Here is a 25,575-nt window from a genome sequence, read left to right on the forward strand (position 1 = left end):
TCGACCCGGCGGAGCAGGGTCTCGGCGCGGCGGAGCTCTTCGTCGAGGAGATCCCGCCGTTGACCGCGCTCGCCGCGCGGGCCGGCCTGGAGGTCCTCGCCGCCGCCGACTGGCCGGAGCCGGGTGACGAGGAACTGCCGAAGCTGGCCGGCTTCGTGCACTCCACGTTCAACCCGCTCGTCGCCGCCACGGCCGGCCGCTGCCTCCAGCGCCGTGCGGAGAGCGCTCCACCGGCGGTGACCGCGATCGTGCTCGTCACCTCCCTCGGCGACGTGGCCAGCGCGACGCACGTCGCGGAGGCCGTCGACACCGGCGGCCGGGTCGGGCCGCTGTTCTTCTTCCAGTCCGTGCCCAACGCCGTCGCCGGGCACGTCGCCTCCCGCTGGCGGCTGACCGGGCCCGTCGTGTGCGTCGACAGCACCGACGCCGGGCTGACGGTGGCCAGGCTGCTGCTCGCCGACGGCGACGCCGACGAGGTCCTCGTCATCCTCCTCGAACAGGCCGCCGTGCCCGAGGCCATCACCGGAACCAGCCACGACACCGCCGCCGCGGTGCTCGTCGCCGCCGGAACCGCCGAAAGAACCGCCGAAAGAGGGACACCATGAGCAGATCCATGGCCATCACGGGGATCGGGCTCGTCACCCCCGTCGGCAGCACCGGCGCCGAGGTCTTCGACGCGATGTGCGACGGGCGGTCCGGGCTGTCCCGGCCCGCCGCCGACCATCCCCTCTTCGGATCGACCGACGTGGCCGCGTTCTCCCCGCCGATCGACCCGACGTCGGTCCTGCCGGCGCCGGAGACGCGGGTCGTCGACCGGTACATCATCATGGCGATGACCGCCGCCGAGCAGGCCCTGGCAGACGCCGGCATCGAGGTCGGCCGCGACGTCGACCCGTACCGCATCGCCATCATCCTGTCCGGCACCGGCGGCCTCGCGACCCTCGACGCGCAGGCGGTCCTGCGCTCCCAGAAGGGCCGCCTCGGCGTCAGCCCCTACCTGCTGCCGGGCATGCTGCCCAACATGGGCGCCGCCCGGGTCGCGATGCGCCACGGGATCCAGGGGTACAGCTCCTCCATCGGCACCGCCTGCGCCGCCGGTGCCCAGTCGATCGGCGAGGCCGTGCGGCTGCTGCGCGCCGGCGAGGCCGACATCGTCGTCGCCGGGTGCAGCGAGGCGCCGCTGTTCCCGACGCTCGCCGACACGTTCGGCAACGCCCGGGCACTCGCCCGGGGCTGGGACGACCCGACCGCCGCGAGCCGCCCCTTCGACCGCCGCCGCAACGGGCTCGTCCTCGGTGAGGGCGCCGGAGTGTTCATCGTCGAACGCGCCGAGCACGCCGAGGCCCGCCGGGCGCGCCGCTACGCCGACCTCGTCGGCTGGGGCGCCACCAACGACGCACACCACCCCACCACCCCCCGCCCCGACGGGTCGGCCGCCGCCGCCTGCATGAGCCGGGCCATCGCCGACGCCGGGATCGAACCGGGTGACGTCGGCTACGTCAACGCGCACGGGACCAGCACCAAACTCGGCGACGTGGCCGAGTCCACCGCGATCCGCGCGGTGTTCGGTGCCGACACCCCGCCGGTCAGCTCCACCAAGGGCGTGACCGGCCACATGCTCGGCGCCTCCGGGGTGGTGGAGGCCGCGGTGTCGGTCCACGCCATGCTCCGCGGGCTGCTCCCGCCGACGCACAACCTGGACGAGCCCGATCCCGCCTGCGACGTCGACCACCTCCGCAAACCCCGCCCCGCGGAGGTGACCCACGTCCTGTCCAACTCCTTCGGCTTCGGCGGCCACAACGTGAGCCTGATCTTCGGCCGGCCGGAGTCGGCGTGGACACGCACGGCGTGACGCCCGCTCGTCACCGCCATCTGGCAACGATCGATCAGAACCCGAAAGGGAAGCAGGCCATGGAGATCCTCGACACCGACCACATCGAAATGTTCGTCGGCGACGCGCGCCAGGCGGCGCACCAGTTGTGCGCCACGTACGGCTTCCACGTCTACGGCCACGGCGGCCCGGAGACCGGCCTCATGGGTCAGCGCAGCGTGCTGCTGGGGCAGCGCGACATCCGGATCCTGCTCACCTCCGGCCTCAGCGGTGACCACCGCGCGAGCCGCTACGTCGCCCGGCACGGCGACGGCGTGTCGGTCATCGCCTTCGGCTGCACCGACGTGGAGGTCGCCTTCAGCGAGGCCGTCGCGGCCGGCGCCACCCCGCTCCAGCCGCCGCAGCGCCTGGAGCACAACGGCTCGACCGTCGTGACCGCGGAGGTGTCCGGCTTCGGCGACGTGACGCACCGCCTCGTCCAGCGCACCCCCGGCGACGGGCAGTTCCTCCCCGGCGCGATCGACATGTCGGTCGCGCCCGGCGCGCCGACGGACGCGGACCTGCTGCACACCATCGACCACGCCGCGATCTGCCTGCAGGCCGGCGAGCTCGACCCGACGGTGCAGTACTACGAGCGGGTCTTCGGCTTCACCATGATCTTCCAGGAGTACATCGAGGTCGGCGAGCAGGGCATGCAGTCCAAAGTGGTGCAGAGCCCGTCGGGCGGCGTGACGTTCACGCTGATCCAGCCGGACCTGAGCCGCCGCGCCGGCCAGATCGACGACTTCCTGTCCTGGCACGAGGGCGCCGGCGTGCAGCACATCGCCTACAGCACGCACGACATCGTGACCGCGGTGCGCGCCTACAGCGCCAAGGGCGTCGAGTTCGCGCAGACCCCGGCCAGCTACTACGACATGCTCGAGGCGCGGCTCGGCGCGGTGGACGTGCCCGTGGAGCAGCTGCGGCCGCTGGGCATCCTCGTCGACCGGGACCACTGGGGCCAGATGTACCAGATCTTCGCCAAGTCGACGCACATCCGCCGGACGTACTTCCTCGAGCTCATCGACCGGCACGGCGCCCGGACGTTCGGCACGAGCAACATCCCGGCGCTGTACGCCGCGAAGGAGCGCGAGCTCGCCGCGGTGCGCGACACCACAGACGGCCTGCGCAGCTGACCCCGCCCCCTCTCACGACCTCGAAAGGACATAGACCCTTGACCATCTCAGCGACCCGGGCGTTCACATTGTCCGATGACGAGCTGGCGCTGCTGCCGTCGGACGACGACGTCGAGCACTACGCCCAGCACGGCTGGTACCTGACGAAGAAGCTCTTCACCGATGACGAGGTCGACGAGCTCGTCGAGGTGACCGAACGCTTCTACGCCGGTGAGCGGTCCCGCACGCTGCCGGTGCGCCCGCCCCGGCTGGCGTACTGGGAGCCGTCGCACGGCGACGTGCAGCGCCACCACGACTACGTGCACTACGAGAGCGACCCGATCGCGCGGATCCTGCGCAAGCCGCTCATCGGCGCGGTCGCGGCGCGGCTGGCGAAGGCCGACGAGATCCGGGTCTTCCAGTCGACGCTGATCTACAAGCCGCCGATCGTCGGTGAGCCCAGCAACGTGGTCCCGTGGCACTTCGACCGGCACTACTGGTCGTCCTGCACGTCGGAGAACATGCTGACGGCGTTCATCCCCTTCCACGACTGCGGTGAGGAGATGGGCACGATCACGATGGTCGACGGCTCGCACCGGTGGGAGGAGATCCTCGCCGACGACACCACGACGAAGCACTTCGCCGAGCGTGACCGCGACGACCTGGAGGTCATGCTCGCGGAGAACGCGGCGTACAACAACGTCGAGGTCGTCAAGATCCCGATGGTCATCCCCAAGGGACACATGAGCTTCCACCACTGCCGCACGTATCACGGCAGCGGCCCCAACCGCAGCGACAACCCTCGCCGCGCGGTCTCCTTCCACCTGCAGGACGGTGCGAACGAGTACCGCCGGTTCGAACTCAGCACGGGTGACGTCGTGACCTACAACCACGACGTCCTGGTGCGGCGCACCGAAGACGGCCGACCCGACTACTCCGATCCCGAGTACTGCCCCGTGTTGTGGCGTACGCCCTAACTTCTCAGGAGGCTCACATGTCCCGTTACGACTGGGGTCAGCGACACCCGGGCATCGATCGGCTGGAGGCGCTGATCGCCGATGCCCGCAACGAGGTCGTGTCCCACCCGATCTACGCCCGGCTGGACAGCCTGCCGGCGATCCAGACGTTCCTGGAGCACCACGTCTTCGCCGTGTGGGACTTCATGTCGCTGCTGAAGTCGTTGCAGCGCAACCTCACCTGCGTCGAGGTGCCGTGGATCCCGACCGGCCCGACCGGCAGCCGGCGGCTCATCAACGACATCGTCCTGGTCGAGGAGAGCGACGAGCTGCGTGGCGGCTTCATCAGCCACTTCGAGCTGTACCTGCTCGGCATGCGCGAGGCCGGCGCCGACACGACCGTCATCGACACCTTCATCGAGCTGCTGCGGGACAGGACCGCCGTGCCGGCGGCGATGGCGGCGGCCGGTGTGCCCGAGGCGTCCGCGGAGTTCGTCGGGCTCACCTGGCACCTCATCGACACCGCGCCGATCCACTGCCAGGCCGCGGCGTTCGCGTTCGGCCGCGAGGACCTGATCCCGGACATGTTCACCCAGGTCGTCAAGGTCAACGAGCAGGGCGGCGGGCAGCTCGACACGTTCGTCGACTACCTGGAGCGGCACATCGAGGTGGACGGCGAGTTCCACACGCCGATGGCCATGCAGATGGTCACCGACCTGTGCGGCGACGACGAGAGCAAGTGGAGCGAGTGCGCGGAGACCATCAACCTCGCCCTCGCCGCCCGCGCCAAGCTCTGGAGCGGCATCCTCGCCAAGATCGACGAGAAGGTCCTCGCGGCGTAGTCGCCGTTTCGAAGAAGGAGCACACGTGACTGACGCCGCCGGGCTGTACCGGACGGTCCGCCTGATCCGCAGGTTCGAGGAACGCGCCATCGAACTGGTGCGGGACGGCACGATCGTCGGTGGGATCCACCCGTACCTCGGGCAGGAGGCGATCGCGGCCGGGACCTGCGGAGCGCTGCGCCCCGGCGACGTCATCACCAGCACCCACCGCGGCCACGGGCACGTCCTGGCGAAGGGCGCCGACCCGGCCCGGATGCTCGCCGAGCTGACGGGCCGGGCCACCGGGCTCAACGGCGGCCGCGGCGGCTCCATGCACGCCGCGGACTTCAGCCTCGGCATCCTCGGCGCCAACGCGATCGTCGGCGCCGCCGTGCCGATCGCGACCGGCGCCGCGTGGGCCGCCCGGCGGGCCGGCAAGGACACGGTCGCGATCACCTACTTCGGTGACGGCGCCGTCAGCCAGGGCGTCGTGCTGGAGACCATGAACCTCGCGTCGCTGTGGAAGGTGCCGGTCGTCCTCGTCTGCGAGAACAACGGCTTCGCCACCACCACCCGGGTCGAGCAGGCCGTCGCCGGCTCGATCACCGGCCGCGCCGAGGCGTTCGGCATCCCGGCGTCCACAGTGGACGGCAGCGACCCCGAGGCGGTCCTCGCCGCCGCGCGGGACGCCGTCGCCCGGGCCCGTTCCGGCGGCGGTCCGTCGTTCATCGAGTGCGTCGCGTACCGCTTCGACGCCCACCACACGTGGGAGCACAGCGCACGGCCGCGGTACCGCACCGACGACGAGGTGGCACTCGGCATGCGGCGCGACCCGGTGGCGTTGCAGGGCGCCCGGATCCCCGTCGCGGACCGGGAACGCATCGACGCGGAGATCGAGGCGCTGCTCGACGAGGCGGTCCGCTTCGCCGTGGACAGCCCCATGCCGGACCCGGCCGGTGCGCTGGACCATCTGTACGCGGACGGCCTGCGGGCCAGGGCGGGGGTCTCCTGATGCCGAACCTGTCGTATCTCAAGGCGCTGAACCGGGCCCTGAGCACCGAGATGGACGCCGACCCGGCCGTCTGCGTCTTCGGCGAGGACGTCGGCGTCGCGGTCAGCAACGTCACCACCGGCCTGCTCAAGAAGTTCGGCCCCGAACGGGTCGTCGACATGCCGATCTCCGAGCAGGCATTCACCAGCTTCGCCACCGGCGCCGCGATGGCCGGCCAGCGCCCCGTGATCGAGTTCCAGATCCCGGCGCTGCTGTTCCTGGCGTTCGAGCAGATCGCCAACCAGGCCCACAAGTTCTCCCTGATGACCGGCGGTCAGGTCAGCATCCCGGTCACCTACCTGTTGCCGAGCTCCGGCTCCCGCGGCGGCTGGGCCGGGCAGCACTCCGACCACCCGTACAGCCTCTTCGCCCACGTCGGCGTGAAGACGGTCGTGCCCGCGACCCCCGCCGACGCCTACGGTCTGCTGCTGACCGCGATCCGCGACGACGACCCCGTCATCGTGTTCGCGCCGGCGGGCGCAATCGGGGTCCGCGACAACGTCGACTTCGCCACCCTGGCCCCGGTGCCCCTCGGGTCGGGGCGCATCCACCGCGCCGGTGACGACGTGACGGTCGTCGCCGTCGGGCACCTCGTCCACGACGCCCTCGCCGTCGCCGAGGAACTCGCCGGGACGGTGTCGGTGGAGGTGTTCGACCCGCGGACGCTGCACCCCTTCGACTGGTCCGGGCTCGCCGAGTCCCTGGAACGCACCGGCCGGCTCGTCGTCGTCGACGACTCCAACCGCTCCTGCGGCATCGGCGGGGAGATCCTGGCGACCGCCGCGGAACAGATGCGCCTGATCGCGCCGCCGAAACGGATCACCCGCCCCGACGGGGCGGTGCTGCCCTTCGCCCGCGAACTGGACCTGGCGCTGCAGCCGACCCGGGCCCAGATCCGCACCGCGATCGAACAGGTCGCGAAGACCTCATTTTCAACGCAGAACGAGGAGTAGACCCATGGCGTCCACGAGCATCCGGGCGGCGCTCGCCGCCGACCCCGACGTCGGTGCCGGCAACGTGCTGCACAAGCTCATCGAGCACGGCGCGGCACTGGACGGGCCGGGCATCGCCTTCGACGTCGCCGTCGACGGCTTCCCCGCCTGGCAGGGCCTCACCCTCGGCGAGCTGCGCGACCGGGCCGCGGCCCGCGCCGCGTGGCTGCACGCGTACGGCATCAGCCGCCGCGACCCGGTCGCCATCTACGTGACCAGCTCCGCGGACTGCTTCCTCAACTGGATGGGCCTGGTCTGGCTCGGCGCGATCCCGGCGCTGATGAACCCGAACATCCCCGGCGACATCGCCGCGGCGTACATCGCGAAGCTGCGCGCGACCGCGCTCATCACCGACGCCGCACACATCGAACGGCTGACTGGTGGCGAGATCAAGCACGACGTCGGCATCCCGGTCCTGGACGCGGCCGACACCGGCACCGGCGACCCGGCGCAGGCACCGGCGCCGTTCAAGCTGCACGCCGACGACCCGATCGCCATCACCCATTCCTCCGGCACCACCCGCATGCCGACCGCCGTCGTGCACTCGCACGCCAGCCTGTTCCACGCCACCCGCAAGATCCGGCTGAGCGGCCCGAGGGCCCAGGGCACCGAGCGGATCCTCAGTGCCCTGCCGGCCCCCCACGCGGCCGGCATCATGACCATCAACCACGCCCTGAGCAACCGCTCCGAGCTGCTGTTCCTGTCGCAGCAGAGCGACGGCGGCGTGGTGCTGGACGCGATCGAGCAGTGGAAGCCGACCGGCGTGTTCGGTTTCGCCGTCACCTGGTCCGAGCTGGCCCGCTTCGACCTCGAACAGCACGACCTGGACTCCGTCGCGCTGTGGTTCAACACCGGCGACTGCGCGCACGAGCCGCACATCCGCAACCTCGTCAACGTCGGCAGCCGCAACACCGTCACCCGTCAGGTCGGGTCTTCAGCTGGTGCAGCCGTCGAGCGGGTCAAGGGCTCCATGTTCGTGGACGGGCTCGGCTCGACCGAAATGGGGCACTCCGCGTTCCACATCACCCACCGGCCCGACACCGAACGCTACGGCCGCTGCGTCGGCGTGCCGCACGTCTTCGCCGACGTCGCGCTGCTGGACACCGAGACCGGCGAGGAGGTCCCCGTCGGCGCGGTCGGTCACTTCGGCCTCAAGTCGCCGACTCTCGCACCCGGCTACTGGAACGACCACGTGAACACGTACCGGAACCGGCTCAACGGCTACTACCTGACCGGCGACCTGATGTTCCGCGACGAGGAGGGGTACTACTACCACGTGGACCGCGCCGTCGACTCCGTCGACCTCGGCGACGGCAACTGGCTGTACACCGCCATGTCGGAGGAGCAGATCCTGCGGGCCGTGCCCGACGTGCGCGACTGCACGATCGTGTCGGTCACCACCGACACCGGGGTCGTGTCCGACGTGCTGCTGTCGCTGCACGCGAGCGCCGACCCGACCGTCGACCACACAGAGGCCGTCCGCGCCGCGCTGACCCCGGCCGCTGCGGCGACGCTGCGCAAGGTCGTCGTGTTCCCCGACGAGAACATCGTGACCGGCCCCACCGGCAAGGTCCGCAAGTTCCTGATGCGGCAGCGGCACCTCGCCGAGATGGCGAATGCCTGACACGTACCTGCCGGCCCCCGCCGACACCACCGGGATCCGCGCCACGACGCGGATCCCGGTCCGGTTCTCCGGCGACGGCGCCGGCATCGGGCCGCTGTCCTGGGGACAGCGCGAGATCTGGCTGACCATGCTCCGCCAGCGCTCCTGGCTGCCCATCGGCGGCTGGGCGCCGCTGCCCGCCGGGACGGCCATCGAGGACGTCGTCGCCGACCTGCAATGGGCGATGCACCGGTACCCGACGTTCCGCACCAGGCTCCGCTTCGACGCCGGCGGCGAGCCGCTGCAGACGGTCGCCGCGCAGGGCACCATCGGCCTCGACGTGTTCGACGTGCCGCCCGGCGCCGACCCGGAGGCGTACACGGCGGCCGTCGACGCCCACTACCGCGCCCAGAGCTACGACTTCGTCGCCGACTGGCCGGTGCGGATGGGCGTCGTGCGGGTCGGCGGCAGCCCCGCGTACCTGTCCACCGTCACCTGCCACCTCGTCACCGACGGCGTCGGCGGGCGGCTCATGCTCCGCGAGGTCGCCGCGCGGGCGGAGGCCGCGCCGACCACCGGGCTGCAGCCCCTCGACCAGGTCCGCTGGCAGGCGTCGCCGGACGGGCTCAAGCAGCGCGAGCGGGCGCTGAAACACTGGGACCGGATGCTGCGGCAGCTCCCGCCGGCCGGCCCGCTCGCCGAACGGCCCGGGCCGCGACACCACCGCGGCGAGTTCCGGTCCGCCGCCCTGTACACCGCCACCCACACCGTCTCGACGATCGCCGACCTCGACACCTCGCAGGTGCTGATGACCTTCCTGGCGATCGCCCTCACCGACCAGGCCGGCGACGGGCGGCCCGCCGTCATCCGGCCGATGGTCGACAACCGGTTCCGCCGCGGCCTCGGCGACGTCGTGGCCATGGTCGCGCAGCACGGGATCTGCGTCGCGGACGTCGCCGGCCGGCCGTTCGCCGACGCGCTGCGCCAGACCGGGATCGCGGCGATGCTCGCCTACAAGTGGGCCTACCACGACCCGGCCGCGGTCCAGGCGCACGCGCGCACCCTGGCCGGGACGCTCGGCATCGACCTCGACGCGGGGATCTGGTTCAACGACCGGCGCACGATCAGCCGGCAGATGTTCCCGGGCGACGCACCGACCGCGGAACAGGTCCACGCGGCCGCGCCGGGCGAGTTCCGCTGGACCGCCGCACAGGACGACCCGTACGACCCGCTCAACATCGACGTCGACGACGAACCCGGCCACTTCCTGCTGACCTGGTTCACCGACACGTGGCGCAATCCCCCGGCCCGGGTCGAGGCGCTCGCCAGGTCGGTCGAGGCGATCGCGGTGCACCAGGCGCTGCAGGCACTGTCAACGGCTGCTGAAACGAGGACCCCGTGACCGCTCTCGTCGCCATCGGCACCCACGTGCCGGCGGGCCGCGTCCCGATCGAGTCCCACGCGGACGAGTACGGCCTGACCCCGATGCAGCTGCGGGTGTTCCGCCGGTACCACAAGCTCGGAACCGCCTCGCACGCACCGGACACCTCGCTCACCGAGCTGCTCCGCCTCGCGGTTGCCGACCTGCGGCTCACCACGGCGCAGACCACCCGGATCCGGTATGTGCTCTACGCGCGGACGATGCCCGGCGTGGTCCCCTACCCGCACAACCCGCTGCACGACGTGTGCCAATCGTTCGGCCTGCAGCACGCGCAGGCGTTCGCCGTCGGCCACCACGCATGCGCGTCCGGCCTCCTCGCCGTCGACCTCGCCGGCCGGCTCCTGGCGACCGCACCCGACGACGCGCTCGCGCTGATCCTCACCGGCGAGAAGACGTTCACCCGCGAGGCCCGGCTCGTGCCGGAGACGACGATGTTCGGCGAGGGCGCCGCCGCCTGCCTCGTCGCCGCCTCCGGTCCCCACGACCGGCAGCTCAGTTACGTGGCGCGGCTGCGCGGCGAGTTCGACGAAGAGCTGGCGCAGGTCGACGGCGAGTTCCAGCGGATCTACCACGACGCCCTCGGCGAGGCGGTCACCAGCGCCGTCGAGCAGGCCGGCCTGACGCTGGACGACATCGCCGTGATCCTGCCCCACAATGTGAACGCGGTCGCCTGGCAACGCGTGTGCAAGCGGATCGGGTACCCGCTCGACCGGGTCCTGCTCGAGCACGTCGCGGAATACGGCCACGTCTTCTGCGCCGACGCGTTCCTCAACCACCGCACCGCCGTGCGGCGGGAGCTGCTACGGCCCGGCGACCGCTACGTCATCGCCGCCGCGGGATCCGGCCTGGGCGCCACGTTCTCCGCCATGGTCTTCGAGCATTAGCTCCCGCCCTCGCTGCAAGCCCTCTCTTCAAGGAGCCTCTTCATGACCGACACCACCACCACCGTCGACCCGGAGCTGCGCCAGCAGGTCGTCGACACGATCTGCGAGCTGCTGCCACGCGTGCTGAAGCGGGAGGTCACCGGCGCGTCGGAGACCACCACGCTCATGGACGACCTCGGCATGAGCTCCACCACCGGCCTGGAACTGGTCCTCGAGCTGGAGGACAAGCTGGAGCGGGAGATCAGCGTCGAGGACATGGGCCGCGACAACTTCGAGACGGTCGGCAGCCTCGCCGACTACGTCGCCGGAAACCTGCTCCCGGAAGAGTGAGCATGCCCGCCGAAGACCGCTGGGGACTCCGGCGCGCGGTGTCGCGCCGGTACTCCTCGCCGGCCGTCCTCGCCGCCGACCCGGATCACACGGCTCGCCTGTCGGCGTACCTCACCGACCTCGTCGGCCAGTACGGCCTGTCGCTGACCCCTTCCGCGCTGGACCCGGTGCGCGGCCAGTCCTACGGCGAGATGGCGGTCGAGCTGCTGCCGGACTCGCCGGTCGACCTGCTCGTGCTCGCCTACGACGTGCCGGACATCTCGCCGGGGCGGGCGGTCAGCACCTACCTGACGCACGTCTGCCCGGGCGAGCCGATGTCGTTCGCGGTGTCGGACCAGGGCCGGGCGGCGGCGTTCACCGCGCTGTCGCTGATGAGGGCCTACACCGCGACGCACCCGCGGGCGCTGCTCATCGCCGTCGAGCAGACCGACCTGCCCTACGACCCCGGGGTGCCCGTGGCACTGCCGGCGGCCCATGCCGGAGTCGCCCTGCACCTGGACGCGACGACCGCCGCGGCGTGCGTGTCGGTGACCGTGACCCCTGACTCCGACGCCGTCCTGGACAATCTCGACGCGTCCACGGTCGTGCTCGGCGGCGGGCTGGCCGCGCTCGCCGACGACGTGAAGGCCGACCTGGTCGTCCTCGCCGATCCGGCCCAGCCGATGACCGGCGTGTGGGAGTCTCTGGCGGCGCTCGACCTCGGCACCGCGGGCCGGATCGCGGTCGCCGACTACGACCCCGCCCTGCGCTACCTGTGCGTGGCCACCTTCGGCTGACGGCGGGGTGCACGACTCGACCAGCACAACACAATCCGGCCCGCCGGTCCGGAGCCTCGCGATCCACGCGGCCCGACAGCGGTGCCAGTTCATCGACGTTGATCATTTATAGGGCTATCATCGGCCGGGCCGGTGGAGCTGTCGGACACGATGGGGGAGGCTTGCCTCGATGCAGACCGTGATTGCGTTGAAGGATCTCTTTTCGGCCGAGGGTCGGCGAGACCCGTATCCCTTCTACGCAGATCTGCACCGGCAGGGCCAGGCCGCGCCGCTCGACCCTGCCGTGGATCGGTACGCGGCCGTCGTGCACGGGTGGGAGGCAATCGAGCGGGTGATGCGCGACCCGACATTCCGCATCCTGGACGCCGCATACCTGGATCAACTGGAGCACCGCGCCGAGCCGTTGTGGCGGCGCCATCTGTCGCTGTGGGTGTTGAAGCAGTCCGTCTTCTTCCTCAATCCGCCGGACCACATGCGGGTGCGCCGGCCACTGGCGCAGGCCTTCTCGGCGCGGCGCGTCGCGCAACTGGAGCCCGCGATCGTCCGGCACATCGACCGCCGCCTCGATCTGCTCGAGGAGCTGGGTGCCGGCGGGCGGCCGGTGGACTTCATGGCGACATTGGCGTATCCGCTGCCGAGCGACGTCATCGGCGAGCTGATCGGCGTGCCCGAGGAGGACCGGGCGTGGTTCCCGTCCCAGTCGGAGCCGTTCTCGCTGGTGCTTGAGCCGGGTCCGCAGAACTGGCGGTACCTGCAGGCGGGCAACAAGGCGGCGGCCGAGCTGACCGCGTACTTCACCGATCTGATCGCGACGCGCCGTGCCGCTCCGCAGGACGACCTCATCAGTGCGCTCCTGCAGGCTCAGGCGTCCGGAACGGCCGAGTTCAGCGATGCCGAGCTGGTGGTCAACCTCATCGGGCTGTACAACGCGGGATTCCTCACCAGTGTCCATTCGATCGGCAACGGGCTCACCCTGCTGCTCGATCGGCCCGAGGCCCGCGCCGAACTGGTCGACCGGCCGGAGCTGTCGCCGGCATACGTCGAGGAGATTCTCCGCTTCAAGACGCCGCTGCAGTTCACGGTCCGGTGGGCGTCGGAGGACACCGAGATCATGGGCGTGCCGGTGCCGGCCGGCAGCGAGGCGCTCGTCCTGCTCGGCGCCGCGAACCGGGACCCGCTGCGGTTCCCGGAACCGGACGTCTTCAACCCGAGCCGGCCGAACAACCAGACGATGTCATTCGCGGTCGGCCCGCACTACTGCCTGGGTGCGGCGCTCAGCCGCCTGGAGCTCCAGCTCGCGCTGCCGATGCTGCTGCGCCGGTTCCCGAAGCTGGCGCTGGCCGGCCCGCCGCGCACCCTGGACCTGCTGACCTTCCACGGCTACAAGGAAATCGCGGTCACGATCTCCTAGCGGCTCCAGGTGACGGGCCGCCCGCCGGCAGGGGCTGCTCGTCCTCGTACCGCAACGGCTCAGGCAGCCTCGCAGACGTGCTGGGTGACGGTGAACGGGGCGTCGCCGGCGAGGGCCACCGCGGCGCGGAAGCCGTCCGGGGCGTCGAGGTCCTCGATCCGGAACGGCCCGTCGTGCTCGACCACCACCGGCGCCGGACCCGCGACCGGGGTGGCCAGGCCGCGGGTGAGCCGGGCACCGGCGGCCTTCACCAGGGACTCCTTGCGGGCCCACAGCGCGGCGAAGCGCTCGTGGCCGCCGTCGCCTGTCACCAGGTGCGCCTCGGCGGGCGGGTAGAACCGCCGGGCCATCGCGGCGCAGTCCAGGGTCGGCATCACCCGTTGCAGGTCGACGCCGACGGGCCGACGGCCGGACACGGCGACCATGACGAGATCGCCGGAGTGCGACAGGTTGACCTCGACACCGGTGTACGCCCCGGTCAACGACGGTTTGCCGTTGGCGTTGTGTGCCCAGCGCAGCTCGTGCGCCGGCGCGTCGAGGGCCGCGCCGACGATCCGGCGGGTGACCGCGTGTGCCACGACGAACCGGCGCCGGTCGATCGAGTGGACGATGGCGGCGTGGCGGCGTCGCTCGTCGTCGTCCAGGAGCGTGAACATGGCCGGCAGCGCGGTGTCGGGCACCAGCGCGTCGGCGAGCCAGACCTGGACGGCGTCCACGGTCACGCGGTCGCGATGAGACGCGCGAAGCGGCGGACGCCCTCCTCGATCTGCGCCGGCTCCAGGGCGCTGCACGACAGCCGGATCGCGTGGCTGCCGCCGCCGCCCAGGTAGAAGAACCGCATCGGGGTCCACAGCACCCCGTGCTCGCGGGCGGAGACCTCCAGGAGCTCCTCCGACGCGTCGACCGGCACGTCCACGACGACGAAGAACCCGCCGCTCGGGCTGTTCCACCGCACCGGCGTGCCGCTGAACTCCTGCGAGAGCGCGGCGAGGAGGGTCTGCAGGTTCTGCCGGTAGAAGCGGATCTTCGCCTGGTTGGCGCCGCGCAGGCTGAACCCGCTGTCCAGCAGCATGCCGCCGACCACGGCCTGGGACAGGGCGGAGGTGTTGACGGTGAGCATGCTCTTCACCGTCGACAGTTCCTCGGCCAGCAGCGTGCGGCGGCCGGTGGCGTCGACGACCGCCTGGTCCGCGACGAGGAACCCGACCCGCACCCCTGGGAAGTACGACTTGGCGAACGAGCCGAGGTAGATGACCCGCTGGTCCGTGTCGAGGGACTTCAGGGTCGGGCGCGGCTCGTCGTCGAGGCCGAACAGCCCGTACGGGTCGTCCTCCAGGATCAGCAGGTCCGCCTCGGCGGCGACGTCGAGCAGCGCCCGGCGGGTCGGCACCGGCAGCGACACGCCCGACGGGTTGGCGAAGTTGGGCACCAGGTACAGCGCCTTCGGGGTGCGCCCGCCGGCCCGGACCGAGGCGGCGACCGCCGCGACCGTCTCCGGGCGCAGGCCGTCCGGAGACTCCGGCACCGGCACCACGTCGATGCCGAGGATGCGGGCCGCGCCGGTGAACCCGACGTAGCACGGCTCGGCGGCGAGGACGACGTCACCTGGGCCGGCGCACAGGCCGCGCAGGGCGATGACCATCGCCTCCTGGCAGCCGGTGGTCACCATGACCGCCTCGTCCGGGACGCGGATGTCCTCGTCGACGTCCAGCATGCGGGCGATGAGGCCGCCGACGTGGCCGTTGGTCCGCCCGTACTGGGTCAGCAGCTGCCGGCTCTGCGCCGCGCTGAGGCCCCGCTCGCGCAGGTGCGTCAGGTACGCCTGGACGTGCTTGTCGATGTCGGCGACGGAGTGGAACTCGTCGAAGGGCCGGCCCGCGGCGAGGGAGATCGCGTCCGGGAACCGGCCGGCGACCTCGTTGAGGAAGTTCATCGACGCGGACACCGGGTCGGAGACCGACACGTGCAACGCTTCCCGCCGCAGTTCCACCATCACAGCTCGCCTCCTGGTTGTGCCCGCACCGTCGACCGGTCCAGCCCGGCGAGGCGCGGCCGGCCGGCGAGCGCCATCGCGTGCGCCAGCTCCTCGGTCGTGGTGCGCAGCAGCCCTTCCACACCCTCGGCGCCACCGGCGGCGAGGCCCCACAGCGGTGGCCGCCCGAGCAGCACCAGGTCGGCGCCGAGGGCGAGGGCGGTGAAGGCGTCCGTGCCGCGGCGGACCCCGCCGTCGAACAGCACCGGCAGCGCGCCACCCACCGCGTCGACGACCTCGGGCAGCGCGTCGAGGCTGGCCACGGCGTTGTCGAGCTGGCGGCCGCCGTGGTTGGACACCACGATCCCGTCGACGCCGTGCTCGACGGCCAGTGCCGCGTCCTCGGCGGTCAGGATGCCCTTGAGCACGATCGGCAGGCTCGTCTGCTCCCGCAGCCAGGCCAGGTCGGCCCAGGTGACGGCCGCGTCGAACGACTGGGCGGCGTGCTCGGCGATCGCCGAGTGCCCCTCGTCGCTGTGGTGGGTCAGGGCCATGACCGCCGCGTCGATGTTGACGGCGGCGACGTCACCGCCGATCGCGAACCCGTTGCGCATGTCGCGCCAGCGCCGGCCGATGCGCGGCGCGTCGACGGTGAGCACCAGCGCGCCGAAGCCCGCGTCGGCCGCCCGCCGGATGAGGCCGGTCATCACCTCGCGGCGGCGGAACCAGTACAGGTGCAGCCAGAGTGTGCCGGAGGTCGCCGCGGCGACGTCCTCGAGGGTGCGGCTGGCGAACACGCTCACCACGAACAGCGCACCGGCGGCGTCCGCGCCGCGGGCCGTGGCGACCTCGCCCTCCGCGTCGACGAGGCGGTGGTAGGCGGTGGGCCCCACGCCGACCGGTGTCGCATATTCGGCCCCGAACAACGACACGGTGGTGTCGACTGTGGACACGTCGGTCAGCACCCGCGGGCGCAGCCGCCACCGGTCGAACGCGGCGACGTTGGCCCGCAGGGTGCGCTCGGACTCCGCGCCGCCCTCGATGAAGTCCCACACGTCGGAGTCGACGAGGTCACGGGCGAGCTGCTGGTAGTCGGAGGCGGTCAACACCGGCCCGGTCCGAGGTCGTGTCACCGGCGCTCCATAGGCGGTAGCCTATCGGAACCAGGCAACGACCGACAGGAGCCGAAAGTCTTGCATGGGCACCGATAGCATGCTGATCGCCGAGACGTCCGACCCGTTCTGCCTCGCCGCCGGGGAGGCGCAGGCCCTCCTCGAGGGGCACCCGTGGCACCGGTTCGCGATCCTCGGCGACAGCGTCGCGGAGGGCCTGACGGAGCCCGTCGACGGCTATCATCCCCTCGCCTTCCCCGACAGGCTGCGGGTGGAGCTGGCGCGGCACCGGCCGGGTCTGGCGCACCGCAACCTCGGCCGGCGTAACCTGCGCGCCGCCGAGGTCCTGGCGACCCAGCTCGACCCGGCGCTCGCGTTCCGCCCCGACCTCGCGCTGGTCGTCTGCGGCGCCAACGACGCGATGCGCCCCGGCTACGAGTCGCGCGCCGACGCCGTCGACGCGACGCTGACCGCGCTGATCCGCCCGTTGCAGGACGCCGGTGCCCGGGTCGTCACCGTGTCGTTGTTCGTGATGCCGCACTACCCCTCGATGCCGGCCTGGCTCGGTCCCGCGTTCTCGCGCAGGATGACGCTGCTCGGCCGGCGCACCGCCGCACTCGCCGAGACCCTCGGCACCGTCCACGTCGACCTCGCCACGCACCCGGCGATCGCCACCGGTGACGTCCTCACCGGTGCCGACGGCCTGCACGGCAACGCTCGCAGCCACGCCATCGCCGCGGCGGAGATGATCCGCCGCCTGTCCCGTGAGATCCAGGGAGCCTAGAGATGCCACTCGACCCCCAGCTGCAGGCGATGCGCGACCAGCGCGAACGCGACGGCGTCGCCCCGCTGTACTCGATGACCCTCGAAGCCGCCCGCGCGGCCGACCTCGCCTCGATCAAGGCCGGCGGCGGTACACCGGAGCCGGTGCACGACGTCACCGACCACACGATCGAAGGGCCCGGCGGCGACCTGCAGGTCCGCGTGTACCGCCCGTCCGGGAGTACCCCGCTGCCGGTGCTGGTCTACTTCTTCGGCGGCGGCTGGGTCCTCGGCACGATCGACACCGCCGACGGTATCGCCCGCACCCTCGCCAACAGCGCCGGGTGCCTCGTCGTCGTCCCCGGCTACCGCCTCGCCCCGGAGCACCCGTTCCCCGCGTCGATCGAGGACTGCTACGCCGCGGTCCGCTGGGTCGCGGACAACGCCGCCGAGATCGGCGCCGACCCGGACCGCATCGCGGTCGGCGGTGACAGCGCCGGCGGCAACCTCGCCGCCGGGGTGACGTTGATCGCGCAGGAGGCCGGCGACCTGACCCTCGCCGGTCAGCTGCTCGTCTACCCCAACACCGACCAGCTCGCCGACGACGAGTCGATGCGGGCCAACGACGACCCGTTCCAGTTCAACCACCACTCCGTCGCCTGGTATCGCAAGCATTACCTGATCGACCCCGACGACGCCGAGAACCCGCTCGCCTCGCCGCTGCGGGCGGAGACCCTCAAGGGCCTGCCGCCGGCGCTGGTCATCACCGCCGAATACGACCCGCTGCGCGACCAGGGTGAGCGCTACGCGAAGCGGCTCGCCGACGACGCCGTCCCGGTCACCCTCGCCCGCTACGACGGCATGTCCCACGGCTTCTTCGCGATGGCCGGCACCGTCGACGAGAGCCGCGTCGCCCTCGCCCAGGCGGCCGCGCAGCTGCGGGCGTGGTTCGCATCCTGACGGCGGCGCTGGCGCGCAACGTCGCCGGCGTGTGGGGTGCGGCCGGCGAGCGCTGGCTCGCGGACCTGCCCGGCCTGCTCACCGGCCTCGCCGCGGACTGGGAGCTGACCCTCGGTGCACCGTACGACCTGACGTTCCACTACGTCGCGGCCGTGCGGTGCGCCGACGGCACCCCGGCGGTGCTGAAGGTCGGCTTCGAGCTGGCGGTGGAGGCGACCGCGCTCACCGCGTTCGACGGTCGCGGCGCCGCCCGCCTGCTGCGCGCCGACCCGGCCCGGGGTGCGCTGCTGCTGGAGCAGGTGTCCCCGGCGGCCGCCTCCGCGACCTCGTCCCGGCGCGCGACCCGGAGGCGACCGCGGTCCTCGCCGATCTGATGCGACACCTGCACGTGCCGCCGGTGCCGGGGCTGCCCACGGTGCTGTCCCAGGTGAGCGCCCTGGACGGGCACCGCGGCGCCGTCCCCGCCGACCTCGTCGCCGAGGCGGCCGCGCTCATGCGTTCGCTGTCGGCGACCGCGACCCGCGAGGCGGTCCTGCACGGCGACCTGCACCACGACAACGTGCTGCGCGGCACCCGCGAGCCGTGGCTGGCGATCGACCCGCACGGCGTGGTCGGCGACCCCGGCTACGAGGTCGGCTCGATCCTGTTCAACCCGCACCCCGACGACCGTGACCCAGCCCTCACCGCCCTCGTCCCGGCCCGGCTGCGCCAGCTGTCGGCGGCGCTCGGCGAACCGCTCGACCGGCTCACCGCCTGGGGATTCGTCAAGGCCGTCCTGTCCTCGGTGTGGACCGCCGACACGGGCGGCGCCCCGTCCCGCGCCCTCGACGTGGCCCACCTGCTGCGGCCCTGAGCGCCGCCTGCTACGGGGCGTCGGGAAGGCGGGACAGCAGGCCCTCGCCCCAGGTGTACTCGGAGTCGCCGATCAGCGCCTCGGCCGCGGCCCGTTCGGCGACGGCTGCGGCGACCCGGCCCTGGGTGTTGAGGACCGCGGCGACGCGAAGCCTGGCCTCGCCCTCGCGGATGCGGTCGCCGAGGCGGGCGTAGCGTTCGGCGCCCTCCCGGTAGCGGGTGAGGGCGGCGCCGAGGTCGTCGCGGCGCTCGGCGATCAGGCCGAGCCCGACCAGCGCTCCGCCGATGGCGGCGCCGTTGCCGACCCGTTCGGCGAGGGTGCGCATCTGCGTGAAGTCGCGTTCGGCGTCGTCCCAGCGCCCGTCGCCCTCGGCGGTCCACGCCAGTTCCTGGTGGTAATACGCGAGCAGGTGGTCGTCGCCGGCCCGGGTGGCGATGCCGGGCACCTCGGCGACGACGGCGTCGGACTCGGCCCGGCGGCCGGCGAACCGGTATGCCAGGCCCAGCACCAGCCGCACCCACCCGGCCTGCGCGTCCTCGGCGGCGGGCAGCAGCTCGCGGGCACGTTCCATCATCGGCACGCTCAGTTCGTGGCGCCGGAAGTTGTTGTACAGGGTGCCCAGCGCCGTGCGTACCGCAACCTCCTCGTCGACGCGGCCCACCTCGACGAACAGGTCCAGGGCCCGCAGCAGCGCCGCTTCGGACTCGGCGAAGCGGTGCAGGTCCCGCAGCGCCTCGCCGCGGCGGCGCACGGTCTGCGCGGTCTCCCACTGGTCGCCGGCGGCCTCGGCGAGGGCGAGCGCCTCGTCCGCCGGGGGCAGCGCCCGCTGGACCTCCCCGCGATCGTCAGCGAGTGCGACACCCAGCGCAGCGCCCGGGCCCGCGCCAACCGGTCGCCGCCGGCGGCCTCGGCGGCCGCGGTCCACATGGCGAGGCGGTCGAAGGGGTCGGTGACGTCGCCGTGCACGGCGTCGACGAGCGCCGTGACCGCCTGATGCCGGCCCGTCCCGACGCCTTCGGCGAGCACGGCTGGCAACCCGGCGATGTCGCGGGTGCCGGCGGGTCGGGGCAGGAGCCAGGTCAGCAGGCGCTGCGAGGCGTCGGCGTGCTCCTGCGCGGTGAGGGTCTCGGTGGCGAACAGGCGCAGCAGGTCGTGCAGGTGGAACCGGTCCGGGCCGGGCGACTCGACCAGGAACGCGTCGACGAGCCGGTCCATCGCCGCCTCCGCCTGCGGCACGTCGACGCCGGCGCGGGCGGCCGCGGCGGCGAGGGTGAACACCTGACCGGGGTGCGACCCGGCCCGGCGGAACACGAGGCGGTCCACTTCGGACAGTTCGGCGTACGCGGCCTGGAACGTCGAGCGGATCGCCAGGTCGCCCTGGCGCAGCTCGTCGAGGCGCCGGTGCTCGCCGGCGAGGCGCTCCGCGAGTGCCGACGGTGTCCACTGTGGACGGGCGCGGAGCCGGCCGGCGACGATGAGGACGGCGAGCGGCAGGCCGGCGCAGGCGGCGACGAGGGCCCGCGCGCCGTCGGGGTCCCGGCGGACCGTGTCGGCGCCGGCGACGCGCACGAGGATCTCGATGGCGGCGTCCTCGGGCAGGGCGGCCAGGGTACACCGTGCGCGTTGGCGACGCCGGTCAGCTGCCGCCGGCTGGTGACGATCGTCGCGCACCGCGCGCCGCCCGGCAGCAGCGCGGCGACGTGCGCGGCGTCGCGGGCGTCGTCGAGCAGGACCAGCACCGCCCGGTCGGCGACGGCGGAGCGGAACCGTGCGGCGAGCTCCTCGGTGCTGCCCCGCCGCTCGTCCTCGGGCACGCCGAGCGCGGTCAGGAACCGGCCGAGGACGGCCTCGGGCGCGACCGGCTCCGCGGACGCGCCGCGCAGGGTCGCGAACAGCTGCCCGTCGGGGAACCGGGGCCGCAGCGCGTGCGCGGCACCGAGCGCGAGGACGTCTTGCCGGTGCCGGGGCGGCGGCGAGGGTGACGACCGGGGACTCGCCGCTGAGCACCCGGACGATCTCGGCGACCTCGGCGTCGCGGCCGAACAGCGGGGTCGCCGCGGGCAGCTCCGCCGGCGCCGGGGTCGGCGGCGGGTCCGGCACCGGGGCCGGACCGGCAGCGGCGGCGCCGGCGGTGGGGCCGACTGCTGCCAGAAGGCCAGGCCCGCGCCGGCCACGCCGAGGACGCCGACGGCCGGCCAGGCCAGCCATGACACCTCGTCGAGCGGGGCCGGCAGCGTGCCGCCGGTGGCGACGTTGACGGCGACCGCCAGCAGCACCGAGAACAGGCCGGACACGACCGCCAGCAGTATGCCCAACCGACTCCGCATGCAGCGATCTTCGCCGATCCCGCGCCGGGTCACCAACCCCGGGCGAGGGAGACGGACTCGGCGAGGCGGATGACGTCGTCGTCGGTGAGCGCCGCGATCGCCGGGTCGACCGCCGGGGTCGGGGTCTGGACCTCGACGTAGCCGGGCACGACCAGCTGCACCTCCGTCGCGGTCCGGTTCAGCCAGCCGATCTGGCCGCGGACGATGACCCGGTGGCCGTTCGCGGCGAGGGTGTGCGCCGCGTCGCGCACCTGCACGCACCGCGGCGTGTGCTGGTTGTCCCCGGCCCGCGGGCACCAGGCCTCGATGTTCGTGCCGGCCTGGACCAGCACGTAGTCGCGGGGCACGAGCCCGAACCGGATCGGTCGGTCCAGCTCCATGGGCCGGTCGACGAGGCCCTGCGCCACCTGCCGCGCTGGCGCGCACGCGACGCCGGGCGTGACACCCTCCGCGCGGACGAACACGGTGAGCCACAGCTGCGGCCGGTCCTGCCAGGCCAGGGTGCACGACTGGTCCTCGTGCGACCGGTCGATGCTCTCGAACTCGGTCGCGAGCTGCCCGCGCACCGGCACCCGCGGCTCGGTGGGCGTCGCGCTCGGCGACTCCCGCGTGGGTGGTCTCGTGCTCGAGTGCACCTGGACGGCGAGGATGCCGCCGGCACCGCCGAACTCGTACGAGATCGCGCGCATCCCCTCGGACAGCACGGCGTCGGCGAACGTGCGGGTCACCGCCGCCTCCGGCAGCCACTTCGGGGTGACCGGCAGCGTCACGGCCGTGTCGCCGGCCGCGACGAGCGCCTCCTGCCGCGGCGTGTCGTCCTCGTCGAGCAGCACCGGCACGGTGGCCAGCGCGGCGAGGACCGCGAGCGCCGCGACGGCCTGCCGGCGCCGGGTCCGCTGCCGCCGCACCGGGATGCCACGCAGGATCCGGCCGGTGGTCCGGTCCGCGTCGGGCGCGAACGGCTCCCGCTCCGTGAACATCTGCCGCAGCTCGTCGTCGATCATCGTGCATCACCTGTCCGGTGGGTCAGCGGTACACCGCGCTCCCCCGCGCGCTCCGTCGTGCCTTGCGTCGTTTCGCGCAGGGTGGTCAGGGCCCGGGAGATCTGGGACCGCACGGTGCTGACCGAGCAGCCCAGTACGTCGGCGATCTCGGTGTCGTCGAGGTCCTCGTAGAACCGCAGCACCACCGCGGCCCGCTGCCTGGGCGGGAGGGTTGTCAGGCGTTGCCAGAGCTCCTCGCGTACCGCCGAGGACTCCGCCGGATCGGGGACACTGCCGCGTTCGGGCACGTCGGCGACCGGCACGGACCGCCGGAACCAGCCGCCGCGCCGCCAGCCGAGGTAGGTGTTGGTGACCATGCGCTTGACGTACCGGTCGGGCAGGTCGGCCCGCTGCACCCGCCGCCAGTGCACGTGGGCGCGGACCATCGTCTCCTGCACCACATCCTCCGCCAGGTGCGGGTCACCGGTGAGCATGAGCGCATAGCGCAGCAGCGCCGGCAGCCGCAGCGCGAGGTAGGCCTCGAACGTCACGCTCTCCAGATGCGAGCACCCCCACCGAACATTGACGGCCGTCGGCAACGATTTGGTCTCGGCCCGAGCACCGTGTCCGGGTCGGCGTCGTGCTGCTCGAGTGCGTCACGCAACTGGTGGACGTGAGCACGATGCGCCGCACGTGCGCCGAACGCCGCTCCATCCGGGCGATGCGCCCCCATCGGCTCGAGGCGGCAAGCAGCGCGTCGGACAGCACGTCCTCGGCGAGGTGCCGGTCGCCGCACAGCGCCCCCGAGAACCGGGCCAGCCCGGCCATCTCGGCGTGCAGGAACTCCTCGAACGTCATCGGTCACTCACGTCCACACCAGTACAACGTCATGAGCGGGCCGCAATGTGCGGGCGCGGCGGCGGGTCGTGCTCCGCCGCCGCGCCCGCCGTGATCAGTTGGCTCCTATTTACCTCCGCGATGATGCGTCCGCGGGGACCGCTGCGTGGTGACCGCCGGGATGCCGACGGCGGCGGGCCTCGGCTTTGTGTGCCGGGACCCGCCGTCGGTGTCGGCCGCTCGCCTCCGCAGTCGATAAGGCGGTACGGGGGCTGAGGGCTCACCCCTGTCGTTGCCGTACGGATCGACGTTCAAACATCACCTTCGCCGTCGATGCGTGGCGTCAGCCTTCCGTGGCGGCCGCCTCGGTCGCCGCGAGGAGGTCGCGCAGGAGGGTGGCGAGCTGGCGGCGGCGCGGCTCCGGCAGTCGCTCCAGGACCTCCCGCTGCGCGGCCAGGCCCACCGCGACGGCCTCGTCGATGAGGGTCCGGCCGGCGGCGGTCAGCGTGATGACGAGGCCGCGGCGGTCGGCGGGGTCGGGCGAGCGGGCGACCAGCCCGGCCCGCTCCAGGCGGTCGAGCCGGCCGGTCATACCGCCGGAGGTGAGCATCATCGCCGCGGTCAGCGCCTTCGGCGACAGCTGGAACGGCTCACCCGAGCGGCGCAGGGTCGCCAGCACGTCGAACTCGCCGCGGTTAATGCCGAGCGCCCCGTAGACGCGCTCCTGCCGGTCGCCGACGACGCGCGCCAGCCGGTAGATGCGACCGAACACCGCCATCGCGTCGGTCTCCAGGTCCGGCCGTTCACGCGCCCACTGCTCGATGATCCGGTCGACGTCGTCTGCCACGTACACCATCCTCGCATATCTTGCTTCTAAGTAGCTTAGTGCTAAGCTACTTACTCATGAGGAACCTTGCGCTCGCCACCGCCGTCGCACCCGCGCTGTGGGGCACCACCTACCTCGTCACCACCGAGCTGCTGCCCGACGGCCGTCCCCTGCTCGCCGGGACGCTGCGGGCACTGCCCGCCGGGCTGCTGCTGATCACGGTCGTCGCGGCCCTCGCCGGCCGCCGCGCGCTGCCCACCGGCGCCTGGCGGTGGCGGGCCGCGGTGCTCGGCTTCCTGAACATCGGCCTGTTCTTCGCGCTGCTGTTCGTCGCGGCGTACCGGTTGCCGGGCGGGATCGCGGCGGTCCTCGGCGCCATCGGCCCGTTCGTGGTGGCGGCGCTGGCGTTCGCGCTGCTCGGCCAGCGACCGGGGCTCCGCGTGCTGGTGGCCGGCGCGGCCGGCCTGGCCGGCGTCGCCCTGCTGGTGCTGCGCTCCGACGCGGCCTTGGACCCGCTCGGCCTCGCCGCCGCGGCCGCCGGGATGGTGTCGATGTCGTTCGGCACCGTGTTGGGCCGCCGCTGGGGCACGCCTCCCGGCCTGCCGGACCGGCGCACGGCGCTGCTGGCGCTGACCGGCTGGCAGCTGACGGTCGGCGGTCTGCTGCTCGCCCCGGTGATGCTGCTCGTGGAGGGCCGGCCTCCGGCGCTGACGTGGACGAACGTGAGCGGCTTCGGCTACCTGTCCCTCGTCGGTACCGCCGGCGCCTACTTCCTGTGGTTCCGCGGCGTGACGGCCCTCGCCCCGGCCCGGGTCACACTGCTCGCGCTGCTGAGCCCGGTGGTCGCGGCGCTGCTCGGCTGGATGGTGCTGGACGAGTCGCTCTCCCCCGGCCAGCTGCTGGGCGCCACCGCGGTGCTCGCCGCCGTCATCGTGGGCACCCGCACCCCGGCCGCGCCGGTGGCAGTGCCCGCGGTCCCGAACCTGTGCCGCCCGCCGGCGCTCGGTCCGGCGCGCTGAAGCGGCGAGGCCACACCGTGGCAGACGCGTACGCTCGGCCCGTGGCGACCGACCCCTTCCTTGCCACCGGCGACGTCGTGCAGGCCGGCCACCCCGCCGTCCGCGCGGCAGCGACCCGGCTGCGCCGGCGGCACACCGACACCGGGTTCGCCCGCGCCGCATACGAGTTCGTGCGCGACGAGGTGCGGCACTCCTTCGACGCCGGCGACGCCCGGGTCACCGTCACCGCCACCGAGGTCCTCGAACACCGCGTCGGCCTGTGCTACGCCAAGTCGCACCTGCTCGCGGCGCTGCTACGGGCCGGCGGCGTGCCCGCCGGCCTGTGCTACCAGCGCCTCGCGACGACCGGCGGCGGCTTCGTGCTGCACGGCCTGGTCGCGGTGCACCTCAACGGCGACTGGCACCGCCAGGACCCCCGCGGCAACAAGCCGGGCGTCGACGCCCAGTTCTCGCTCGACGGCCCGCGACTCGCGTTCACCGTCGACCCGGCGTCCGGCGAACGCGACTACGAGCCCGTGTACGCCACCCCCGACCCGGGCGTGCTGGCGGCGCTGAGCGCCACGACCGACGTCCTGACCCTGCGCACCACCGGCCTCCCGGACGACCTGACGCTCCACGGTCAGTGAACGCCCGCTGCTCGGCCGCCGCGGCTGCGCCCGTTATGCCCTGAATAT

Annotated in this window: 27 protein-coding genes; 20 read left to right on the forward strand and 7 right to left on the reverse strand. The window is 72.8% G+C overall.

Going from position 1 to position 25,575, the window contains the following annotated elements; all coding sequences use genetic code 11:
* Window positions 1-59 precede the first annotated feature (59 nt).
* From OHA72_RS58855 to OHA72_RS58915, 13 genes are all read left to right on the forward strand, one after another.
* Window positions 60-605, forward strand: a complete 546-nt coding sequence (locus tag OHA72_RS58855; RefSeq protein ID WP_327011880.1) for a beta-ketoacyl synthase chain length factor — start codon at window positions 60-62, stop codon at window positions 603-605.
* Window positions 602-1,852, forward strand: coding sequence for a beta-ketoacyl-[acyl-carrier-protein] synthase family protein (locus OHA72_RS58860; RefSeq protein WP_327004803.1), 1,251 nt, complete (start codon window positions 602-604; stop codon window positions 1,850-1,852). Before OHA72_RS58855 ends, OHA72_RS58860 begins: the two co-directional genes overlap by 4 nt.
* 59 nt (window positions 1,853-1,911) lie before the next feature.
* Window positions 1,912-3,006 carry a 4-hydroxyphenylpyruvate dioxygenase gene (gene hppD / locus OHA72_RS58865; RefSeq protein ID WP_327004804.1) on the forward strand — a complete coding sequence of 365 codons (1,095 nt, stop codon included), beginning with the start codon at window positions 1,912-1,914 and terminating at the stop codon, window positions 3,004-3,006.
* Between the two features lie 44 nt (window positions 3,007-3,050).
* Complete coding sequence (locus tag OHA72_RS58870; RefSeq protein WP_442788794.1) at window positions 3,051-3,962, forward strand: phytanoyl-CoA dioxygenase family protein; 912 nt, start codon at window positions 3,051-3,053, stop codon at window positions 3,960-3,962.
* Between the two features lie 17 nt (window positions 3,963-3,979).
* Entirely contained in the window at window positions 3,980-4,783 is an 804-nt protein-coding gene (locus OHA72_RS58875; RefSeq protein WP_327004806.1) for a DUF3050 domain-containing protein, read from the forward strand.
* A 25-nt stretch (window positions 4,784-4,808) separates the two neighbouring features.
* Window positions 4,809-5,774: a thiamine pyrophosphate-dependent dehydrogenase E1 component subunit alpha gene (locus OHA72_RS58880; RefSeq protein ID WP_327004807.1), complete on the forward strand. Its 966-nt coding sequence runs from the start codon at window positions 4,809-4,811 to the stop codon at window positions 5,772-5,774.
* Window positions 5,774-6,766 carry an alpha-ketoacid dehydrogenase subunit beta gene (locus tag OHA72_RS58885; RefSeq protein WP_327004808.1) on the forward strand — a complete coding sequence of 331 codons (993 nt, stop codon included), beginning with the start codon at window positions 5,774-5,776 and terminating at the stop codon, window positions 6,764-6,766. The genes OHA72_RS58880 and OHA72_RS58885 overlap by 1 nt, the downstream gene beginning before the upstream one ends.
* Before the next feature lie 4 nt (window positions 6,767-6,770).
* Window positions 6,771-8,429, forward strand: coding sequence for a class I adenylate-forming enzyme family protein (locus tag OHA72_RS58890; protein WP_327004809.1), 1,659 nt, complete (start codon window positions 6,771-6,773; stop codon window positions 8,427-8,429).
* Window positions 8,422-9,810, forward strand: coding sequence for a condensation domain-containing protein (locus OHA72_RS58895; RefSeq protein ID WP_327004810.1), 1,389 nt, complete (start codon window positions 8,422-8,424; stop codon window positions 9,808-9,810). Before OHA72_RS58890 ends, OHA72_RS58895 begins: the two co-directional genes overlap by 8 nt.
* Window positions 9,807-10,733, forward strand: coding sequence for a 3-oxoacyl-[acyl-carrier-protein] synthase III C-terminal domain-containing protein (locus OHA72_RS58900; protein ID WP_327004811.1), 927 nt, complete (start codon window positions 9,807-9,809; stop codon window positions 10,731-10,733). The genes OHA72_RS58895 and OHA72_RS58900 overlap by 4 nt, the downstream gene beginning before the upstream one ends.
* A 42-nt stretch (window positions 10,734-10,775) precedes the next feature.
* Window positions 10,776-11,063 (forward strand): acyl carrier protein, encoded by a 288-nt coding sequence (locus OHA72_RS58905; RefSeq protein WP_327004812.1) that lies wholly within the window; start codon window positions 10,776-10,778, stop codon window positions 11,061-11,063.
* Window positions 11,064-11,065: 2 nt separating this feature from the next.
* The gene (locus OHA72_RS58910; RefSeq protein ID WP_327004813.1) at window positions 11,066-11,839 is read left to right on the forward strand and encodes a 2-hydroxy-acid oxidase; all 774 of its coding nucleotides are present in this window, start codon (window positions 11,066-11,068) and stop codon (window positions 11,837-11,839) included.
* 169 nt (window positions 11,840-12,008) lie between these two features.
* Window positions 12,009-13,250 carry a cytochrome P450 gene (locus tag OHA72_RS58915; RefSeq protein ID WP_327004814.1) on the forward strand — a complete coding sequence of 414 codons (1,242 nt, stop codon included), beginning with the start codon at window positions 12,009-12,011 and terminating at the stop codon, window positions 13,248-13,250.
* A 59-nt stretch (window positions 13,251-13,309) separates the two neighbouring features.
* On the opposite strand, the gene OHA72_RS58920 is transcribed toward OHA72_RS58915, so the two are convergent.
* From OHA72_RS58920 to OHA72_RS58930, 3 genes are read right to left on the reverse strand one after another with little or no spacing between them, the layout of a single operon-like run.
* Window positions 13,310-13,972 (reverse strand): 4'-phosphopantetheinyl transferase family protein, encoded by a 663-nt coding sequence (locus OHA72_RS58920; RefSeq protein ID WP_327004815.1) that lies wholly within the window; start codon window positions 13,970-13,972, stop codon window positions 13,310-13,312.
* Window positions 13,969-15,243 (reverse strand): aminotransferase-like domain-containing protein, encoded by a 1,275-nt coding sequence (locus OHA72_RS58925; protein ID WP_327011881.1) that lies wholly within the window; start codon window positions 15,241-15,243, stop codon window positions 13,969-13,971. Before OHA72_RS58925 ends, OHA72_RS58920 begins: the two co-directional genes overlap by 4 nt.
* Complete coding sequence (locus tag OHA72_RS58930; RefSeq protein ID WP_327004816.1) at window positions 15,243-16,355, reverse strand: alpha-hydroxy acid oxidase; 1,113 nt, start codon at window positions 16,353-16,355, stop codon at window positions 15,243-15,245. The genes OHA72_RS58925 and OHA72_RS58930 overlap by 1 nt, the downstream gene beginning before the upstream one ends.
* A 64-nt stretch (window positions 16,356-16,419) precedes the next feature.
* Between OHA72_RS58930 and OHA72_RS58935 the strand changes: the two genes are divergently transcribed.
* Genes OHA72_RS58935 through OHA72_RS58950 form a run of 4 tightly spaced genes read left to right on the forward strand, consistent with a single transcriptional unit; the run spans window position 16,420 to window position 18,909 of the window.
* Window positions 16,420-17,118: an SGNH/GDSL hydrolase family protein gene (locus OHA72_RS58935; protein ID WP_327004817.1), complete on the forward strand. Its 699-nt coding sequence runs from the start codon at window positions 16,420-16,422 to the stop codon at window positions 17,116-17,118.
* 2 nt (window positions 17,119-17,120) lie between these two features.
* Window positions 17,121-18,056 carry a LipP1 family hormone-sensitive lipase gene (locus OHA72_RS58940; protein ID WP_327004818.1) on the forward strand — a complete coding sequence of 312 codons (936 nt, stop codon included), beginning with the start codon at window positions 17,121-17,123 and terminating at the stop codon, window positions 18,054-18,056.
* Window positions 18,041-18,430, forward strand: coding sequence for an aminoglycoside phosphotransferase family protein (locus OHA72_RS58945; protein WP_327004819.1), 390 nt, complete (start codon window positions 18,041-18,043; stop codon window positions 18,428-18,430). Before OHA72_RS58940 ends, OHA72_RS58945 begins: the two co-directional genes overlap by 16 nt.
* A complete protein-coding gene (locus OHA72_RS58950; protein ID WP_327004820.1) occupies window positions 18,430-18,909 on the forward strand; it encodes an aminoglycoside phosphotransferase family protein in 480 nt (159 codons plus the stop codon). The genes OHA72_RS58945 and OHA72_RS58950 overlap by 1 nt, the downstream gene beginning before the upstream one ends.
* Before the next feature lie 582 nt (window positions 18,910-19,491).
* Here OHA72_RS58950 and OHA72_RS58955 read toward each other — a convergent pair.
* Window positions 19,492-20,478: a hypothetical protein gene (locus OHA72_RS58955; RefSeq protein WP_327004821.1), complete on the reverse strand. Its 987-nt coding sequence runs from the start codon at window positions 20,476-20,478 to the stop codon at window positions 19,492-19,494.
* A gap of 47 nt (window positions 20,479-20,525) precedes the next feature.
* Here OHA72_RS58955 and OHA72_RS58960 point away from each other — a divergent pair, with 47 nt between their 5' ends.
* Complete coding sequence (locus OHA72_RS58960) at window positions 20,526-20,891, forward strand: hypothetical protein (RefSeq protein WP_327004822.1); 366 nt, start codon at window positions 20,526-20,528, stop codon at window positions 20,889-20,891.
* Between the two features lie 374 nt (window positions 20,892-21,265).
* Here OHA72_RS58960 and OHA72_RS58965 read toward each other — a convergent pair whose 3' ends face one another.
* The 3 genes from OHA72_RS58965 to OHA72_RS58975 form a co-directional block, all read right to left on the reverse strand.
* A complete protein-coding gene (locus tag OHA72_RS58965; protein ID WP_327004823.1) occupies window positions 21,266-22,240 on the reverse strand; it encodes a hypothetical protein in 975 nt (324 codons plus the stop codon).
* On the reverse strand, window positions 22,237-22,770 hold the full coding sequence (locus tag OHA72_RS58970; RefSeq protein WP_327004824.1) for a SigE family RNA polymerase sigma factor: 534 nt from the start codon (window positions 22,768-22,770) through the stop codon (window positions 22,237-22,239). Before OHA72_RS58970 ends, OHA72_RS58965 begins: the two co-directional genes overlap by 4 nt.
* A gap of 629 nt (window positions 22,771-23,399) precedes the next feature.
* The gene (locus tag OHA72_RS58975; protein ID WP_442788454.1) at window positions 23,400-23,903 is read right to left on the reverse strand and encodes a MarR family winged helix-turn-helix transcriptional regulator; all 504 of its coding nucleotides are present in this window, start codon (window positions 23,901-23,903) and stop codon (window positions 23,400-23,402) included.
* Window positions 23,904-23,959: 56 nt separating this feature from the next.
* Here OHA72_RS58975 and OHA72_RS58980 point away from each other — a divergent pair, with 56 nt between their 5' ends.
* Window positions 23,960-24,901, forward strand: coding sequence for an EamA family transporter (locus tag OHA72_RS58980; RefSeq protein WP_327004826.1), 942 nt, complete (start codon window positions 23,960-23,962; stop codon window positions 24,899-24,901).
* A 41-nt stretch (window positions 24,902-24,942) separates the two neighbouring features.
* Window positions 24,943-25,527, forward strand: coding sequence for a transglutaminase-like domain-containing protein (locus OHA72_RS58985; protein WP_327004827.1), 585 nt, complete (start codon window positions 24,943-24,945; stop codon window positions 25,525-25,527).
* Window positions 25,528-25,575: the final 48 nt, after the last annotated feature.

It is taken from the genome of Dactylosporangium sp. NBC_01737 (assembly GCF_035963215.1).
Classification (GTDB): Bacteria; Actinomycetota; Actinomycetes; order Mycobacteriales; family Micromonosporaceae; genus Dactylosporangium.